The 16,800-nt window shown below is 62.5% G+C and carries 17 protein-coding genes; 4 read left to right on the top strand and 13 right to left on the bottom strand.

All coding sequences use genetic code 11. The annotated features are described in order from the left end of the window. Positions 1-13 precede the first annotated feature (13 nt). The 4 genes from FJ978_RS10345 to FJ978_RS10330 are packed head-to-tail and all read right to left on the bottom strand — an operon-like array spanning position 14 to position 3,797. Positions 14-805, bottom strand: coding sequence for an ABC transporter permease (locus tag FJ978_RS10345; RefSeq protein ID WP_013894016.1), 792 nt, complete (start codon positions 803-805; stop codon positions 14-16). Continuing rightward, positions 798-1,685: an ABC transporter permease gene (locus tag FJ978_RS10340; RefSeq protein ID WP_013894015.1), complete on the bottom strand. Its 888-nt coding sequence runs from the start codon at positions 1,683-1,685 to the stop codon at positions 798-800. Before FJ978_RS10340 ends, FJ978_RS10345 begins: the two co-directional genes overlap by 8 nt. Next, the gene (locus FJ978_RS10335; RefSeq protein WP_013894014.1) at positions 1,682-2,719 is read right to left on the bottom strand and encodes an ABC transporter ATP-binding protein; all 1,038 of its coding nucleotides are present in this window, start codon (positions 2,717-2,719) and stop codon (positions 1,682-1,684) included. The genes FJ978_RS10340 and FJ978_RS10335 overlap by 4 nt, the downstream gene beginning before the upstream one ends. Positions 2,720-2,756: 37 nt before the next feature. After that, entirely contained in the window at positions 2,757-3,797 is a 1,041-nt protein-coding gene (locus FJ978_RS10330; protein WP_013894013.1) for an ABC transporter substrate-binding protein, read from the bottom strand. A gap of 197 nt (positions 3,798-3,994) precedes the next feature. On the opposite strand from FJ978_RS10330, the gene FJ978_RS10325 reads away from it, so the two are divergent. After that, positions 3,995-4,993: a LacI family DNA-binding transcriptional regulator gene (locus tag FJ978_RS10325; protein ID WP_013894012.1), complete on the top strand. Its 999-nt coding sequence runs from the start codon at positions 3,995-3,997 to the stop codon at positions 4,991-4,993. Between the two features lie 174 nt (positions 4,994-5,167). On the opposite strand, the gene FJ978_RS10320 is transcribed toward FJ978_RS10325, so the two are convergent. The 7 genes from FJ978_RS10320 to FJ978_RS10290 form a co-directional block, all read right to left on the bottom strand. Next, entirely contained in the window at positions 5,168-6,031 is an 864-nt protein-coding gene (locus tag FJ978_RS10320; RefSeq protein ID WP_013894011.1) for an aldose 1-epimerase, read from the bottom strand. 3 nt (positions 6,032-6,034) lie between these two features. Then, positions 6,035-6,790: an SDR family oxidoreductase gene (locus FJ978_RS10315; protein ID WP_140572092.1), complete on the bottom strand. Its 756-nt coding sequence runs from the start codon at positions 6,788-6,790 to the stop codon at positions 6,035-6,037. A 12-nt stretch (positions 6,791-6,802) separates the two neighbouring features. After that, positions 6,803-7,534: an ATP-binding cassette domain-containing protein gene (locus tag FJ978_RS10310; protein ID WP_140572091.1), complete on the bottom strand. Its 732-nt coding sequence runs from the start codon at positions 7,532-7,534 to the stop codon at positions 6,803-6,805. A 3-nt stretch (positions 7,535-7,537) separates the two neighbouring features. After that, positions 7,538-8,515, bottom strand: a complete 978-nt coding sequence (locus FJ978_RS10305; protein WP_140572090.1) for an ABC transporter permease — start codon at positions 8,513-8,515, stop codon at positions 7,538-7,540. Between the two features lie 87 nt (positions 8,516-8,602). Beyond that, the gene (locus FJ978_RS10300) at positions 8,603-9,580 is read right to left on the bottom strand and encodes a sugar ABC transporter substrate-binding protein (protein WP_140572089.1); all 978 of its coding nucleotides are present in this window, start codon (positions 9,578-9,580) and stop codon (positions 8,603-8,605) included. Positions 9,581-9,603: 23 nt separating this feature from the next. Further along, positions 9,604-10,806 (bottom strand): mandelate racemase/muconate lactonizing enzyme family protein, encoded by a 1,203-nt coding sequence (locus tag FJ978_RS10295; protein WP_140572088.1) that lies wholly within the window; start codon positions 10,804-10,806, stop codon positions 9,604-9,606. A 1-nt stretch (position 10,807) separates the two neighbouring features. Further along, entirely contained in the window at positions 10,808-11,527 is a 720-nt protein-coding gene (locus FJ978_RS10290; protein WP_013894005.1) for a FadR/GntR family transcriptional regulator, read from the bottom strand. 107 nt (positions 11,528-11,634) lie between these two features. Here FJ978_RS10290 and FJ978_RS10285 point away from each other — a divergent pair, with 107 nt between their 5' ends. Next, on the top strand, positions 11,635-12,534 hold the full coding sequence (locus FJ978_RS10285) for an SMP-30/gluconolactonase/LRE family protein (RefSeq protein ID WP_140572087.1): 900 nt from the start codon (positions 11,635-11,637) through the stop codon (positions 12,532-12,534). Positions 12,535-12,938: 404 nt separating this feature from the next. Here the strand turns inward: FJ978_RS10285 and FJ978_RS10280 are convergent, their stop codons facing one another. Then, positions 12,939-13,556: a DedA family protein gene (locus FJ978_RS10280; RefSeq protein ID WP_140572086.1), complete on the bottom strand. Its 618-nt coding sequence runs from the start codon at positions 13,554-13,556 to the stop codon at positions 12,939-12,941. Beyond that, on the bottom strand, positions 13,553-14,152 hold the full coding sequence (locus tag FJ978_RS10275) for a methyltransferase domain-containing protein (protein WP_140572085.1): 600 nt from the start codon (positions 14,150-14,152) through the stop codon (positions 13,553-13,555). The genes FJ978_RS10280 and FJ978_RS10275 overlap by 4 nt, the downstream gene beginning before the upstream one ends. Before the next feature lie 285 nt (positions 14,153-14,437). Between FJ978_RS10275 and FJ978_RS10270 the strand changes: the two genes are divergently transcribed. Next, positions 14,438-15,106 carry a response regulator transcription factor gene (locus FJ978_RS10270; RefSeq protein ID WP_140572084.1) on the top strand — a complete coding sequence of 223 codons (669 nt, stop codon included), beginning with the start codon at positions 14,438-14,440 and terminating at the stop codon, positions 15,104-15,106. After that, complete coding sequence (locus FJ978_RS10265; protein ID WP_140572083.1) at positions 15,103-16,464, top strand: HAMP domain-containing sensor histidine kinase; 1,362 nt, start codon at positions 15,103-15,105, stop codon at positions 16,462-16,464. The genes FJ978_RS10270 and FJ978_RS10265 overlap by 4 nt, the downstream gene beginning before the upstream one ends. Positions 16,465-16,800 lie beyond the last annotated feature (336 nt).

The raw sequence follows: 16,800 nt of genomic DNA, 5'->3' as shown, positions 1-16,800 counted from the left end.
TTTCCAGTCTCGGTCATGATTTTTGGCGAAGGCTCACGATCAGGACGGCGACCAAGACGATGACGGTCCACAATGTCGAGATCGCCGCAATGGTCGGGTCGATCTGATCGCGCAGCGACAGGAACATAAGCTTCGGCAACGTGCTGTTTTGACCGCTGGCGACGAAGATCGAAATAACGGACTCGTCCAGTGAAGTCAGGAAGGCCATCAACGTGGCCGACAAGAGACTGATCTGAAGCTGCGGGACGATTATTCCGCCAATGGCTCTCGCCCAGTTTGCGCCGAGGCTTCGCGCCGCCTGCACCTGGTTCCAGTCAAAGCGGGCCAGGGCCGGCAACAACACAATGCAGGCGACAGGAATGGCCAGCACCACATGCCCGACCAGCACGCCGAACAGCGTTCCGACCAGACGTTGCGCCGCGAGCACAAAGAAGAGACCGATCGCAAGCAGGATGCCCGGCACGATGGACGGGGTGAGCAGAGCGCCCTGAATGGCCAAGGCGGTCCTTCCGCCGAGCCGGTTGGTCGAGATGCAGGCCAGCAGCCCCAGGGGCACTGCGAGCGTCGCCGTCAATGTCCCAAGGATCAGGCTCGTCCTCAGCCCGGCCATCCATGTCGCCGAACCGAAGAAATTCTCGTACCAGCGCAACGAGTATGCGCGCGGCGGAAACTCAAGGAGATCGGACGCTGAAAAAGAGAGCGGCACGACCACCAGCGTCGGCAGCATCAGGAACGCCAATATGAGCGCGCAAAAGCTCCACAGGAGGATACGGGCCAGCCTGTTGTCTGGATAGGCTTCAAGCATGGGCTGTACCGACTTTGCGCCCGGCAATCAGCCGCCCCGCAGCCAGGAACATCACCCCCACCAAGGCCATCAAGATGAGCAGCAGAATGCCCAGGACGCTCGCCGAGCCCCAATCCTGGAACGTCGATAGCGTGCGCTCGATCCGGGTGGACAGTGGATTTACCTTGCCGCCGCCAAGCACCGCCGGCGTGATGAAAAAGCCTATGGTGTAGATGAAGACGATCAATGAGCCCGAAAAGATGCCGCCGGTCGAAAGCGGCAGGATGACGGTGCGGATGGTTTGCCCAAGTGTGGCTCCCATGCTCGCCGAGGCGCGAACAAGGTTGGCGTCGATATCGCGCATCGCGGCATAAACGGGCAGCAGAAAGAGCGGCAGCATGTAGTGAACCATGCCGATGAGCGTTCCGGTGAAGTTGTAGACCAGCGGCAATGGCTCGGCCGTCAGGCCTGAACCCGTCAAAGCCGCGTTGATCAGGCCATCGCGCCGCAACAGGACGAGCCAGCCATAGGTGCGCACCAGAATGGAGGTCCACAAGGGCAGCATGACGAAGGCCATCAGCAAATTGGCCACCCTTGGTCTGGTGCTGGCCAGGGCGAGCGCCAGAGGGGTGCCGAGAAGAATGCAGATCGCCAGCGTGCCCAGGGACAGTTCAAGGGTTGTGACCAGCGCCGACCATGTCAGACCGCTCGAAAGCACCTTCTCGTAGTTGCCGACGGTGTACTCGCCCGCCGTGGTGAGGAAGGATTGCCGGATGATCCAGGCGATGGGCAGTATCGCCGCCAGTCCTACGATGAACAGCGCAGGCAGTGAAAGCGAGAGGAAGAACCGCCGCTCGCGTCGAGCGTCTGCTGCGAGAGCAGGATCGGCAAGGAAGGTCACGGCACCGCTCCCGGTATCGCGTGAACTTTCGCTGCTGGTGCATAGGCGGTCACCCGCTGACCGGCGGCAAGTTCGGCGCAGTCACTGGCCAGCGCCGCCGGAATGCAGACAAGGACTTCTTGCCCGCCGTCAAGCGTCAGCGTCAAAAGCCAGTTCTCACCGCGAAACGCCTTGGCGCGCAGCATTCCCTCAAGCGCCACTCCGTCTCGCCCGACGAGGGTCGCATCAAGATGAAAGCTTTCCGCGCGGATCATCAATGCTTCGCGCGACACGTCGGCGCCGTCGATTCTGCGCACAGATCCCGGGGCCACGATGTTGGCCTCACCCATGAACTCCGCGACAAAGCGTGTCGATGGACGATCATAAATCCGCTGTGGGGTGTCGATCTGCTGGATGCGGCCGGAATTCATCACCGCAATCCGATCTGACATGATCAGTGCTTCGCGCTGGTCATGCGTCACATAGATCGTGGTGATCCCCAGATCATCGTGCAGACGCCGGATCTCGTACTGCATGGTTTCGCGCAGATTCTTGTCGAGTGCCGACAACGGCTCATCCATCAGCATCACGCGTGGCTCGAAGACGATCGCCCGCGCCAACGCCACCCGCTGGCGCTGGCCGCCGGACAATGCGGCGATGTTGCGCTCCGCCAAACCTTCGAGCTTCACGCGGGCCAAAGTGTCGAGCGCCCTCTGGCGGGCCTCAGCTTTCGGCGTCTTGCGCAGCACCAACGGATACTCGACATTTGCCAGGACGCTCATGTGTGGAAACAGGGCATAGTTCTGGAAGACTATGCCGATGTCTCGCTTGTTGGGGGCCAGGCGGGTGATGTCGCGATCACCCAACAAGAGTTTACCGCGATCCAGCCGGACAAAACCGGCCAGGGCCATGAGCAACGTGGTCTTGCCCGATCCGGACGGCCCTAGCAGCGTAAGGAATTCGCCAGCCTGAACGTCGAGCGAAACATCATCCAGCGCGACATAAGACCCATAGGTCTTGCGCACGCCGTCGATGGTGATCGGGAGCGACTTCATGACGGGCTCCAGCTTTGGAAGCTGACGAATTCAAGACTCAGCGGTTCATCATTTCATCAAAGGCCTTTTGGGCGACCTCGCCGTTCTTGACCCACCAGCTGGCATTTGAGAACACCGAAGTGCCTGCGTTTTCAGGCGCGGTCGCCAGGGTCTTAAGACGGTCTTTGGGGATAAGGCCGCCCTCATAGCCGGCAGGATTGACCGGTCCATAGGCGATGAAGTCGGTCAGCTTCGCCACGCGGGCGGGCTGTGTCATCGCCGCGATGAGCTTCATGGCCGCTTCCTTTTTCGGCGCCCCCTTCGGCACCGCCAGGCAGTCCGTGCCGATGACGGAACCCTTGAACGTGTAGTCGGCCGCGCCGCCATCGGCTTTCACGGTCTGGGCTCGTCCATTCCAAGTAACCAGCAAATCCGCCTCGCCGTCTTTCAGCAACTGCGCGGACTGCGCTCCCGAGGTCCACCAGACCGAGACATTCGGTTTGATCGCTTCAAGCCGCTTGATGGCGCGATCCAGACCCTCCGGCGTGCTGAGCACGGGATAGACGTCGGCCGGCGCCACGCCGTCGGAGAGCAGCGCGATCTCTATCAGATCCTGCGCATTGGCGCGGAGAGCGCGACGGCCCGGGAACTTGGCGACATCCCAGAACTCCGCCCAGGTCTTCGGCGGGTTCTCGCCATAGGTCTTGGTGTTCCACGACATGACGGTGCCATAAGAGTCGAACGGATAGCAGTAGTCGGACTTTGCGCCGTCCGGCACGGACTTTGGATCGATGATCTTGTAGTCGAGCGGCTCCAGCAGCGACTGTGCGGCCGCCTGCGCGCCTTCCGGCGAGCCCAGGTGGATGATGTCTGTCGAGACCGCGCCCGAGGTGACCTGCATCTTGAGAGCTGCCAGGCCGTCGCTCTGCGTCTCCTCGCGGACATCATAGCCAAGCTCTTTTGCAGCGGGGGCCCACATGGCCTCCTTTATAGCGTTGCCATAATCACCGCCTGCGGTCGTGATGGTGACCGTCTGGGCCGAAACGGGCAAGGCAACGGTGACCGCGATTGCGGCCAAGGAAATGCGCAGCCAAGACATAGGTTCTCCTCCCTAGGACTCATCGAAACGTCGCTCAAATGAGCTATTTTTGTTAATCGTAACGTTACGATTGCATCCAAAGACAATGGAGTCAAGTTGCTTTAGCAAGAGCTTGGATTGACCGTGAGTTGGAATCCGGTAACGTTGCGACGCTCTGCAAAATCAGCCGGCGCTTTCGCAAATGAATTCAGGCGACAATGTCCAATCTAAAACAGATCGCGGCGGAACTTTCCCTTTCAGTGACCACGGTATCGCGGGCTCTCAAGGACGGGCCGGAAGTGCATCCCTCGACCACGGCGCGCGTCAAGGAGGTGGCGAAGCGGGTCGGCTATGTCCCGAACCATCATGGTCGCGCGCTGAAAACCGGACGAACCCTGACCTTGACGGCAGTGCTACCGATGGAAACGCGCGACTACCTTTCCGATCTGGCGAAGCTCCCTCTGGTCGAGGGCATGACGCTGGCCGCGAGGAGAGCGGGTTATAGTCTATCCATCTATTCCACCACGCCCGACGATGACCCGGTCGAAAGCGTGCAGCGCCTGCTTCAGGCGCATAGCGCGGACGGCCTCATCATCACACGCCTGGTGTCGGGTGATCCGCGCGTCAAGCTGCTGCTGGATGAACGCATCCCATTCGTCGCGTTTGGAAGAACCGACCTGGATACCGCGTATCCTTATGTCGATATCGACAATGAACAGATTGCCTACGAGGCAACCCGACGGCTCATGGACAAGGGCTGCCAACGTATTGCGCTGCAGCTCCTCGTTCCGGAGGATCAGGCGAGCACCATGCGTCTCGCCGGCTATGGAAGGGCGATGGCAGAGGCCGGTATTCCGATAGACCAGTCGCTGATCGGGCACGGCATGTTCACGGTGGAATCGAGCGCAGCCTGGTTCGATCGCCTGCTGGCGTCGTCAGATCCGCCGAGAGGCTTGGCATGCGCCAACGAACTGGGCCTTTTAGGGGCGTTACACGCTGTTGGCAGAAGAGGCTTTGTGCCAGGCAGCGACATCCACATTGTCACTCGGGACAGCACGCGACTGGCACGCTTCCTGCCGGCGAAGATCGGCGTTCATTTCGTGGACATAGCGGGGGTCGGACGCAAACTCGTCGAAATCCTGGAGAGCCGGATTGCCAATCCGCTTGGACCGGTCGCGACAGTCCTATTCAAAGGTGAGTTCGATCCTGGCGAATAGTCGGACCGGAAGAAGTCGGTGACCGCGATGTCCGCTTTCGACCCAACCAATACGCTCTTGGACAGGATTTTTCCCGCCATCCGGCTCAACTCGGACACGCAGCCCGAAGCAGGCATTGTACACGACAGCAGAGATAGGGTCCGTGCTCGATTGATGATTGTGTTTCAGCCAACATCAACCGATATGACTCCAGCCCATCCTAATGTTGGCGCTCATGGTGGCGCCCTCTTCGAGCCGCATCATGCCCCCGCTGTGGTGCGCGTCGACCAGATGCGAAACCGGTTCGAAGCAGAAGTATCCGGCATCCGTCGAAGGCGAATAGAGGATGAAAACATCGAGTAGCGACGAAGCCGTGAGCGAGAGGGTGATACCGTCCTCTGGCTGCATGATCGCGGCGTGACGGTCCCAGCCACCGAATGCGTTATTCACCCAGCTTGGTGGCAGCAAAGAGGGTCGCGAGAAATCCCACTCCGGGTAATCGGCCACAGGCGCTATGCCGACCGGCAGATGACGTTCGTCCTCCAGCCAGACACGTGCCGCCTTCGCCTCAAGCGTCGTTCCAGCTCGGCGTGGGAACCATGGATGAAAGCCGAGGCCATAAGGTAGGCGAATGCCGGCACGATTCTGCACGGTGAGGCTGGCATCCAGCACCCCGTCATGTAGCGCATAGACAACCTGTGCCTCGTATCGGTAGGGGCCGATCCCACCGGCGTCGAGGACCAATTCCGCCTCGGTGGCGCTGCAGCCGGCAATCCGCCACTCCCTCTGAAACCCGTCGCCATGGATCGGAAAGGCCTCTCCCGGCACATTCGGCTCGACGGCATGGAAACGGCCGTCGCACTCGAAGCCGCCGCCTGAAATGCGGTTCGACCAGGGAACCAGAAGCTGGCAGCCCGAGGTGCCGGTGCCATCACCGGGCCTAAGCAACGGCACCGGCACATCGCCGACCAGCGCGTCGAAGCGCGCAATGGCGGCACCCTTCTCTGGCGCCAGCACAAGACGGGCGCGGCCGTCGCGCAGCTCCAGCAGGCCGGCCATCCCTTACCAGCCGCCGTCGATGGCGATGTTCTGCCCGCTGATCATGTCCGAGGCGGGAGATGCGAGGAACAGTACGAGATCGGCAACGTGATGCGGCTCGATGCGCGTCTTGAGACCCTGGTTCTCCAGGATCCAGTCGTTGTATCGCGCCAGCCGGTCGCCGAACACCCGCGCCTCGGCCTCCGAAACCACGGCGCCCGGCGATACGGCATTGACCCTGACGCCATGCGGCCCGAGCTCCCGCGCCAGTGATTTGGTGAGGCCGAGCATTGCGCCCTTGGAAGCGACATAGGGCACGTAGCCGTCCCAGCGGCCGTTGAGCGTGATCGAGCAGAAATTGACGATCTTGCCATAGGCCTTCGCCTTCATCCCCGGCGCGCAGGCCCGCGCCAGTGCGAAGGCGGCCGAGGAGTTGACCCGGATCTGGTCCTCATACTCGGTCAGCGAGAATTCCTCGAACGGCCGGTTGATGATAAGGGCGGCGTTGTTGATCAAAACGTCGATGCCGCCTTGCCTCGCCGCGAGCGCCGCCACCATTGCCTCCGCCTCCGCAAGCCGATTGAGGTCGCAGCCGACAAAAGTGATGTCGCCGTCTGCCTCAGCTGTCAGCGCCGAAGCAATTCCTGCCCCATCCTCACTGTCGGGGCGGTCGAGCACCAGCACGCGCGCGCCGGCCCGCGCCAGCGTCACCGCCTGGGCCCGGCCGAGTGAGCCAAGGCCCCCGGTCAGGAGCACGACCCGATCGGCAAGGACTGTCATTGCCGCCACCTTTTACAGAACGCTGTGGACTTCATCGATCGACGTCTCCGCGACCCGCTTGTCCAGCACGATTTCGCCGCGCGCCATCGCCACGACGCGGTCGCAGCATTCGAAGATGTGATGCATGTTGTGGCTGATGAAGACGCCGGTGATGCCCTGCTCTTTCAGGCCACGCACGAAGCCGATCACCTTCCTCGTCTCCTTGACCGAGAGATGGTTGGTCGGCTCGTCGAGGATCATCACCTTCGACTTGAAATGCATCGCCCGGGCGATGGCGACGCCCTGCCGCTGGCCGCCCGAAAGCTCGCCGACAAGAGCATCTGGCGAACGCAGGTGCAGGTCAACATTGGCAATTGCTCTGATGCTTTCGCTGGCCATCTTCTTCTGATCGAGCAAGCCGACCCCGAGGACCGAAAACCGGGTCGGCTCGCGGCCAATGAACAGGTTCCTGGCGATCGACATGGTCGGCACCATGGAATTGTACTGGTAGATCGTCTCGATGCCCAGATCCATCGCGTCGCGCGGCTTGGCGATGCGGACTGTCCTGCCCTCGACTTTGATCTCGCCCTTGTCCGCCGTGTGGACGCCGGAGAGGATATTGATGAGGGTCGATTTGCCGGCGCCATTGTCGCCGACCAGTCCAAGCGCCTCGCCGCGGGTGAAGTCGAGTGTCACCCCCTTCAGCGCATGGACGCCGGAATACCATTTGTGAAGGTTGTGGACGGAGATGATCGCGTCGGCCATCGCTCAAGCCTCCATCTTGATGGCCTTGGCGCGCTTGCGCATCCAGGCATTGGCGACGACGGCGAATATGGTCAGGAAGCCGATGGCGAACTTGAACCAATTGGCGTCGACATGGCTGAGCACGAGGCCGTTGTCGATGACGCGGATAAGCGTCGTGCCGATGATGCCGCCCATGACGGTGCCGATTCCGCCAGCGAGCGAAGCGCCGCCGATAACGGCGGAGGCCACCGCCTGCAATTCCATGCCCTCGCCGATCGAAGGCAAGGGCGAGCCGAGCCGCAGCACCTGCAGCATGCCGGCGAAGCCGGAGAGCATCGAACAGAGCATGAAGCAGATGATCTTTACCCTGGCGGTCGGGATGCCCATCGCGGCGGCGGCCGGCGGGAAGCCCCCGGTGGCCTTGATCCAGTTGCCGAAATTCGTGCGCGAAAGCATCAGCGAGGTCAGCACCGCAATGCCGGCAAACCACAGGAAGGACATGCGGAACATGTTGCCGGGGCCGACGAAGGAGGTGAACAGCCAGTTCGGCAGATCGGCCGGGAGCAGCGGCGGAAAGCCGCCCGAGACGACGACGGTGAGCGAGCGCGCCATAAACAGCATGCCGAGCGTGGTGATGAAGCTCGGTATGGCGAAGCGGATGGTGATGTAGCCGTTGACGAAGCCGATGGCCGCGGCGACAAGCAGTCCGGCGAGCAGCGCCAGCGGGAACGGGGCGCCATGCACCATCAGCACCGCCATCGTCATCGGCATCAGCGCGAACACCGAGCCGACGGAGAGGTCGAACTCGCCGCTGATCATCAGGATGGTGACGCCGATGGCAACAAGCCCCGCCTCCGGCAGGATGCCGAGAATGCCGCGCAGGTTGTCCTGGTTGAGGAACACGCCATGCGAGCGGATCTGGAACACGACGATCAGCAGCAAGAGCAGGATCAGACCGGCCAGCTCCGGCTTCTCGAGATAGGTCTTGAACAGACGCTTCACGTCAGGCTCCAGGAATTCGAACTTCTGTTGACGCATCGGCGGCGCGCGGCCGCCGCCGATGGAAAGTCGCTCATTGGCACCGCGCAGTCAGCGCATCCCCTGGGCCGAGAGCGCCATGATCGCATCAGCCGCGTTGGGCCGCACGATGCCCTGGCCGGTGTCGATATCGGAAGGCGCCAGGCCGATCTTCTTGTTGAGATAGGCCTCCATCACCGGCATGAAGCCTTGCATGTAGGGCTGCTGGTCGACCAGTGCCTGCACGTAGCCCTTCTGCATCTGCTGCAGCACTTCCGGCACCAGGTCGAAGCCACCGAGCAGGACTTTGCCTGGCGCTACGCCGCGATCGGCCAGCACACGGGCGACGCCGGCGCACCAGAACCCGGTGTCGAAATAGGCGGTGGTGTCGGGATGGGCGTTGAGATAGGCGCCGACGCGGTCGGAGGTGATGGCAAGGTCGGTGCCGCTGTCGATGCGCTCCCACGACACGTCACGGTCGGCGTGCGCGGCCTTGTATTCTTCGAGGAACTGCATCACGCCGGCACCGCGGCTCTCGGACCAGTTCTGGCCGGGCGCCGAGATGCCGACCAGCACCTTGACCGGGCCGTCCTTCGGGAAGCTTTCCGAAATGGCCTTGGCGAGCGAATAGCCCGCCGGCTTGAAGCCCTGCCCGACGAAAGCCTGCCGCGCGTTGCCCTTGGCGCCTTCGGTGTCGTCGACATTGACGGCGATCACCAGCACGCCGGCATCGCGCGCCTCCTTGATGACGTCATCGAAGGCATGGTCGTCGACGATCGAGGTCAGCAGCGCGTCGGGCTTGGCGGCAAGGGCTGCGCGCATGTTGGCGACCTGCTGTTCGATCGAGCCCTCGGTCTGGGTGAAGACCATGTTGCAATTGGCCTCGACCTTGGCGCAGCCGTCGTCAAAGCCTTTCTTCACCGCCTGCCAGAAAGTGTTCGATGCCGATGAATGGTGCGTGAAAACGATGTTCAGCCCCTCGGCACGCGCGGCGGTCTGGGCGCCGAAAAGAGCGACGCCAAGCAGAAGTGTTGCAGTCAGTTTTTTCATTTCAATTCCTCCCTTTGGATTTTCTAGATGTCGGTCTTGTTCGAGACGCGGCGCTGGACGGTGTAGACCTTGCCAAGGTCAGGGTTGAGCGCCAGCCCCAGGCCCGGTCCCGGCGGTATGGTGATCATGCCGTTCTTCACTTCAGGCAGCGCCGTCACGAGGTCTCGGTACCAGGTACGGTAGAAGGCGCGCACGCTCTCCTGGACCAGCGCGTTGGGCGCATTGAGCGACAGATGCGTCGAGGCGGCGAGCACAACCGGACCGGTGCAGTCATGCGGCGCGATGGGCAGTCGCCAGGCCTCCGCCATCGCGGCGATCTTGCGCGCCTCCGACAAGCCGCCGCACCAGGAGATGTCGAGCATGACGATGCCGGCAGCCCCGGTTTCGAGCAGGTCGCGGAACGCCCAGCGGCTGCCCAGCGTCTCGGAGGCCGAGATCGGCGCCGGGCTGACCGCCTCATAGCGTTTCAGGTCGCCGAGGCTGTCCATGCGGATCGGGTCCTCGTGCCAGTAGGTGGCATAAGGCTTCAGCGCGCGGGCGATCTTCATGGCCGGCAGCAGCTGCCACATGGAATGGAACTCGACCATGATGTCCATCTTGTCGCCAACGGCGCGGCGGATCTTCTCGAATGGCTGCAGCGCGGATTTCAAATCTGCCGCCGAAATGTCGTTGCCACGCGTCTTTTCGGCGGCGTGATCGAACGGCCAGATCTTCATGGCCGTGATGCCGTCCTCGAGCAGTTCCTCGGCCAGCTCGCCGGCGCGGTTGAGGAAGCCGTTGAGATCGTCGTAGTCGCGCCCGGCGCCGATGCCGTAATTGGCGGTCGTCTGGCCCTTGGCGTCCTTGATGTATTCGGTGCCGGCACACGTGTTGTAGGTGCGGATGGAGCGCCGGCTGAAGCCGCCCAGAAGCTGCGCAATCGGCTGGCCGGTGACCTTGCCGAAAATGTCCCACAGGGCGATGTCGAAGGCCGAATTGCCGCGCACCTCGGCGCCGCTGGAGCGGAACCCGAGATAACCAACCAGGTCGGCGGACAAAAGGTCGATTTCTAGAGGATCGCGGCCGATCACCCGGGGCGCGACATATTCGTGCAGATACGCCTCGACAGTGCGCGACAGGAAGAAGGTCTCGCCGAGCCCGGTGATGCCCTCGTCGGTATGGACCTCGACCCAGAGAAGGTTGGGCCGCTCCTCGATGCGAATGGTCTCGATCGCGGTGATCTTCATGTCAGGCGATTCCCGCATCGAGGAGCGCCTTGACGCTCTTGTCGAAATGTTGCGCCATGTGCTCGGCGGCGAGGCGCGGATCGCCCTTGAGGATCGCCTCGGCTATGTCCTCGTGCCCCTTGATCATTTTGAGCTGGTCTTCGCTGGAAGAGCGTGTTCGCCAGCCGATCACCCAGGTGCGGCGCGTCACCCCGCTGAAGGCGGTGACGATCAGCGAGAAGACCGGGTTGTGCGAAGCCGCCGCGATCGCCTCGTGAAAGGCAATGTCGTGCTCCATGACGATCACGGGGTCCTGGAAATTCTCTCGCATCAATCTGGCGGATTGCGCGATTGCGGCGGCTTCCGCCTCGGTGCGGCGGAGCGCCGCGAGCGCCACCGTGCGCATCTCGATCGTGCGCCTGACATCATAGACCTGATGGACGCTGATCTGCTGCGTGGTGATGCCGTGCTCGATCACCATCGACATGGCGCCGGTATCGAGCTTGGCCACGGTGGCGCGGCGCCCGGCGCTCATGTCGATCAGGCGCATTGCCGAAAGCGATCGGAACGCTTCGCGCACGACGGTTCGCGAGACATTGAGCTGGCGTGTCATGGCCGCTTCGCTCGGCAGCGGATCGCCCGCCGCAAGGCCCGCGGTGCGGATGTGCTGAGTGATCGCCTGGATCGCCGTGATCACTAGGCCGGGATTCGGTTCACCCGTCGTTTCCGTCGGAGCCTGCATGTTGTCCCCTCGAAACCTGTATGACAGGTTATTATTTAATTGTTGTTAGTTCATGGGAAAGATATGTGTCAAGTGCGTTTCTGGATGCGCTCGCCTGGAGGAACCGCATGCACGACATGAATGCTGGCCTGCTCTTCGATGCGCGCGACGTCGTCGGCGAGAGCCTGGTCTGGGACGACCGCCGCAACCGGCTGGTCTGGATCGACATTATCGGCCGCAGGATCCACCGGCTGGATCCGCTGACCCTGGCTCACGAGTCTTGGGAGACGCACGATCTGGTCACCTCGATCGGCCTGCGCGCCGATGGAGGCGCAATTGTCGGCCTCAGGAACGAGATTGCCTTGTGGGATTTCGGCGGGACGTTCCGAACGATTGCGACCATCGAGCCGGACAGGCCCGACATCCGGCTGAACGAGGGCGTCGTCGCGCCCGATGGCTCGTTCTGGATCGGCACGATGGCCAACAACATCGGACCCGATGATGCTCCCGTCGCCATCACGCAGGAGGCCGGACAGCTTTTTCGGGTTGCTCCGGATGGCGTCGTAACGCGCCTGTCCGACGACCGGTTCGGCATCACCAACACCATGGCATGGACACCGGACGGTCGCTTCATCACCGCCGACACAATGAAGAACGAACTCTACAGCTATGCCTGGGACAGCGGCTCTTCGCGGCTCACCAATCGGCGACTGCTTTTCGGCGATTTCCAGCGCGGTTTGCCGGACGGCTCCTGCATGGATGCCGAAGGTCACATCTGGAACTGCCGGGTCGCGGGCGGCAGTTGCATTGCCCGCATCGCGCCCGACGGCCGACTGGATCGAATTGTCGAACTGCCCTGCTCTTGGCCAACGAGCTGCGCCTTCGGCGGTGCCGATCTCGATATTCTGTTCATCACCTCGGCGCGCTTTGCCATGACCGCCGAGGATCTTGAATCGCGCGGGCATGAGGGCGGCCTCTTTGCGCTCCGGCCCGGGGAGCGAGGCCAATCGATCAACCGTTTCGGTTAGAGCCTCTGCAGTGCGGCCGCGATTTGCCTTGGCGCAAGCCGTGTCTGCGTGGGGACCGAACCGGATAGCTGGAATAACCGACATGCGGCGCATTGCTGCCATTCGGTAGAACATGCGGTCAACGAGCGGCCGGATCAGCTTCTTGAATCAATTTAGGCGAACCGCTTCGTAAGCCGTTGACGAATAACGATTATGCTATTCGCTGAGGGTCAACGTTTCCTTGGAAATCAGCATGTTAGGGGATGGTTCGCCGTTTCCTTCGTATTCTCTCTATGGCCTTGCTCGGTCATGGCGATGAAGAACTGCAGCTGACGGATGGTGAAGGCCATGGCCGGACCAAACACCGGCGCGGAAGCGAAGGAAAGCCGACGGCAGAGCATATCCCATGACCGGAGAGCTGGCGCTCAGCCGAGCACCTGCCTGATGCGCTGCCGGCATGCGGGGCCATAGCGCAGCGCAAGCATGAAGGCCGTCTCCAGGGCCACGACAATGACAATGATGCGCAGGCCCACCGTGAACGGGTCCTGGCCGCTGCCGCGCAGCAGATAGCCGGTGGTGAGAAAGCCGGCGTTCCAGAGCGTGGCGCCGAGCAGCGTCGCGGCCGCAAAGGGTAAGGCCGGCAGCCAGAGCGCGCCGGCTGCGATCGGCAGGTAATTGCGCACCGTCGGGGTGAACTGCGCCAACAGGGAGACCCGGACGTGATTGCGGCGGTAGGCTTGGCCGAGCTTGCGGTAGGTCGCATGGCGCAGGAAGACATATCTGCCGAAGCGCTCGATCAGCCTGTCGGCACGGTCAGGTCCAATCCGGCGCCCGACCGCATACCAGACAAGGCAGCCGCTGGTGGAGGCAAGCGTCGTCACCAGCAGCAGGATCGCCAGCGTCGAACCATGCGGCGCCGCGGTCATGCCGAGGAACAGCAGCAGCACGTGCGAGGGCGGGATTGGCAGGAGCTTTTCGGTGAAGGCGAGGCAGAAGACGCCCAACAGACCGAAGCCGAGGATTGCCGCCAGCGCCCCCGTCATGCGAAGCGCCAGTCATAGATGCTGAGCGTCTTGATGCTGGCGATGCGATAGACTGTCGCCGGCGGGAAGTTGCGAAAGGTATGGCCAACCCGCGTGACTTCCAGATCGAGCCGATCGAGCAACGACTGGTCGAACGGACATCGCCGGCCGAGCGTGAACTGATAGAGCGCGCCGCCCGGGCGAAGATTTGCGAAAACCCCTTCGAGAATGGCGAGCGTCTTGCGCGGCGAGATCAGGCGGAAGGGCAACCCGCTGACGGCGGCGCCGACCGCCGGCCCCTGGAATAGCGACAGATGGCGCAGACCGACGGCATCCATTTCGAAGACCCGGGCGGCGGGAAAGCGCCGCTTGAGCAATGCGGCAAAATCCGAATCGGACTCGATCAGCGTCAAATCCTCTTCCCTCACCCCGCGCGCCAGCAGCGCCCGGGTGAACGGGCCGGTTCCCGGACCAAGCTCCAGCACGGGGCCGGTGTCGGGACCGATATCGCGCGTCATCAATGCCGCCAGGCTGGAACTGGACGGTGTGACGGAGCCTATCCTGAACGGCGCCACCATCCACGCCATGAGAAAAGACAGAGCATCATTTGCAGACATAGCTAACCTCAATCCGGACAGCAGCGCGACAATCAGTTTGGTGCGGCCATTTGATTTCGTTTCAGCGTCGGACCCGAACCTGTTGCGCAGTCGGGTCCGACGCCTTGATGCCGGCATGGGCGGTTCCTGCCGACTGGCGCTGTTTGGCGCGACTGGATTGCATGGGCATTGCGCAATATCGCGGATGCAAAGAAAACTCTTGCCGGGTTCGATCATTCGGCTTTGCCATGTTTGCGCAATGTTGGCGCGGTAGCGCCATGGCTATGTCGTTATCAAGGATGGTGCATGCGTATCTTGATGGTCGAAGACGAACCCGAGATGGTCTCGGCGCTGCGCGCCGCGCTTGAGCGTCACGACATGGTGGTCGATCACGCCGGCACATTGCTGGAGGCGGAGGGCTTCGTTGCCGCCGACAGCTACGACGCCATCCTGCTCGACCGCCAATTGCCGGATGGCGACGGGCTGTCGCTGGTGCCCAGACTGCGCGCAGCAAAGAACACCACGCCCGTGCTGGTGCTGACGGCAAAGGGCGACACGTCGGACAAGGTCGACGGGCTGAACATGGGCGCGGACGACTATCTGGCAAAGCCTTTCGCCTTCGAGGAATTGCTGGCTCGGTTGCGCGCGCTGCTCAGGCGTCCGGTACCGATGCAGTCGCAATTCATCCGCACCGGCCATCTGGTGCTCGATGTCGGGCATCGCGAGGTGTCGATCCGTGGCGAGCCGCTCAGCCTTCCGCGCCGCGAACTCCTGGTGCTGGAAACCCTGATGCGGCGCACCGGCCGCATGGTGCAGCGCGAGGCGCTGATGGAAGCGGTGTTCGGCCTCGACGACGAGATCCAGTCCAACGCGCTCGACACTCATGTCTCGCGCCTGCGCCGAAAACTCGCCGACGGCGGCGTGACAATCAACGGCATTCGCGGCGTCGGCTACCTCCTGCGCGAGACGACATGACAATCAAGCGCCCGCGTTCGTTGAAATGGAGCCTGGTGCTGCGCATCGCGTTGCTGCAATGCGCGATGCTGACACTGATCATCGTCGGCATTCTTGGAGCCATGCTGGCCACGGGTCTCATTCCGCACGACTATGAGGACGGCACAATGGACGTGCTGGCGGATGCGGTGGCACGCGATGCCAGCGGCAAGCTGGTTCTCAACGAGACGCCGGATATGGCAAAGCTGCGATCTGGGGTTCCGGACCTCTGGTTCATCATTCGCGACAGGCAAGGGCAGCGGCTGCAGGAAGGAACGGTGCCGACCATCTTCCGGCCCTTCGCCGGACTGCTGGACACCATCAGCGATGCCCGTATCGACCAGGCGATCGGGCAAGCCGCGCCGCCCGGAGGAAAGATCCGCTGGACCGATACGGCGGCAGGCAATGTCCAGATCTTCACCGGCACCAAGGGCGGGCTTTCGCTCATGCGGGTGCTCCAACAGGCGCCGCAATTTTTCCTGCAGGGGATACTGCCGCTTGCCGGGCTGATGGCAATGGCAACTCTGTTCGCCACACCCTGGGTGGTGCGCGGTGCGCTTTCGGGCCTTGGCCATGCGGCGGCCGAGGCGGGGCGCATCGACGTCGACCAGCGCGGCGCGCAGTTGCCGCTGAAGGACGTGCCCTTGGAGGTGGCACCGCTGGTGAAGGCGGTGAATGCGGCGTTGTCGCGCCTCGACAAGGGCTATGAGCGCCACAAGCGTTTCCTGACCGACGCGGCGCATGAACTGCGAACACCGGTCGCCATCCTCAACACGCGCCTCGCCGCGCTGCCGGCGACACCGGAACGGGCGCGGCTGCTGCAGGACGCCGCGCGGCTTTCGACGCTGACCGACCAGCTGCTCGACCTGCAGCGTCTCGACCGACAGGTCACTTCTTTTGAAAAGGTCGACCTTGTGGCGATTGCGCGCAGCGTCATTGTCGACCTCGCGCCGATGGCGTTTTCGGCCGGATACGAAATGTCGTTCGAACCCGAAAGAGAAACAGTTTTCGCCTCCGGCGACCGCACCGCGATCGAACGCGCCGTGACTAATCTCGTCCAGAACGCCATCGAACATGGCGGCCGCTCGGGCAAGATCACCGTCAGCATTGCAGCTCCCGCCGTCATCGAGGTGCGGGACGAAGGCGGCGGCGTTCCACTGAGCGAGCGGGAACGCGTCTTCGAGCCCTTCTACCGGCTGCGCCCGCAGGATCACGGCGCCGGGCTCGGCCTGAACCTAGTGCAGGAGATAATGCAAGTGCATGGCGGGCGTATCGAGATCCTCGACGGCAGGCCGAACGGCGCCTGCTTTCGGATGAGTTTCCGCGCTTTGCCCGCCTAGCGCCGTTCACCGTTTGACGGAAGCGGCAAACCGCTCTAACTCTTTGTTTTGAGGCAATTCCTGACGGAAAACCTTTCACGCTTTTCCTGGAATTGCTCTAGGCATTCCCGCTGGTCCGCATGAGCGCAGGTGCGTGTTTGACATCGGCGCGAATCGTAACTGACTAAGTTACATGAAACGCAACGGCCGGCTTTCCTCGACCCTGCACATTCTCGTCCACATGGCCGAGAGGCCCCAACAGACGGCTGACCTCCGAGCAGCTTGCGACCTTCATTTACAAACAATCACCAAACAGTGTAGCCGCCGTCGATAACGAAACTCGCACCCGTCACATAA

The sequence above is a fragment of the Mesorhizobium sp. B1-1-7 genome, assembly GCF_006442705.1.
GTDB classification, from domain to species: domain Bacteria; phylum Pseudomonadota; class Alphaproteobacteria; order Rhizobiales; family Rhizobiaceae; genus Mesorhizobium; species Mesorhizobium opportunistum.
Note: the sequence above shows the minus strand (reverse complement) of the source record. Positions and strands in the feature narration are given on the sequence as shown.

Coding starts and splice junctions, on each gene's coding strand:
- FJ978_RS10335 (WP_013894014.1), bottom strand. CDS start 2,719: ATGAAGTCGCTCCCGATCACCATCGACGGCGTGCGCAAGACCTATGGG.
- FJ978_RS10320 (WP_013894011.1), bottom strand. CDS start 6,031: ATGGCCGGCCTGCTGGAGCTGCGCGACGGCCGCGCCCGTCTTGTGCTG.
- FJ978_RS10300 (WP_140572089.1), bottom strand. CDS start 9,580: ATGAAAAAACTGACTGCAACACTTCTGCTTGGCGTCGCTCTTTTCGGC.
- FJ978_RS10270 (WP_140572084.1), top strand. CDS start 14,438: ATGCGTATCTTGATGGTCGAAGACGAACCCGAGATGGTCTCGGCGCTG.
- FJ978_RS10330 (WP_013894013.1), bottom strand. CDS start 3,797: ATGTCTTGGCTGCGCATTTCCTTGGCCGCAATCGCGGTCACCGTTGCC.
- FJ978_RS10345 (WP_013894016.1), bottom strand. CDS start 805: ATGCTTGAAGCCTATCCAGACAACAGGCTGGCCCGTATCCTCCTGTGG.
- FJ978_RS10275 (WP_140572085.1), bottom strand. CDS start 14,152: ATGTCTGCAAATGATGCTCTGTCTTTTCTCATGGCGTGGATGGTGGCG.
- FJ978_RS10310 (WP_140572091.1), bottom strand. CDS start 7,534: ATGGCCGACGCGATCATCTCCGTCCACAACCTTCACAAATGGTATTCC.
- FJ978_RS10315 (WP_140572092.1), bottom strand. CDS start 6,790: ATGACAGTCCTTGCCGATCGGGTCGTGCTCCTGACCGGGGGCCTTGGC.
- FJ978_RS10290 (WP_013894005.1), bottom strand. CDS start 11,527: ATGCAGGCTCCGACGGAAACGACGGGTGAACCGAATCCCGGCCTAGTG.
- FJ978_RS10295 (WP_140572088.1), bottom strand. CDS start 10,806: ATGAAGATCACCGCGATCGAGACCATTCGCATCGAGGAGCGGCCCAAC.
- FJ978_RS10280 (WP_140572086.1), bottom strand. CDS start 13,556: ATGACGGGGGCGCTGGCGGCAATCCTCGGCTTCGGTCTGTTGGGCGTC.
- FJ978_RS10265 (WP_140572083.1), top strand. CDS start 15,103: ATGACAATCAAGCGCCCGCGTTCGTTGAAATGGAGCCTGGTGCTGCGC.
- FJ978_RS10285 (WP_140572087.1), top strand. CDS start 11,635: ATGCACGACATGAATGCTGGCCTGCTCTTCGATGCGCGCGACGTCGTC.
- FJ978_RS10325 (WP_013894012.1), top strand. CDS start 3,995: ATGTCCAATCTAAAACAGATCGCGGCGGAACTTTCCCTTTCAGTGACC.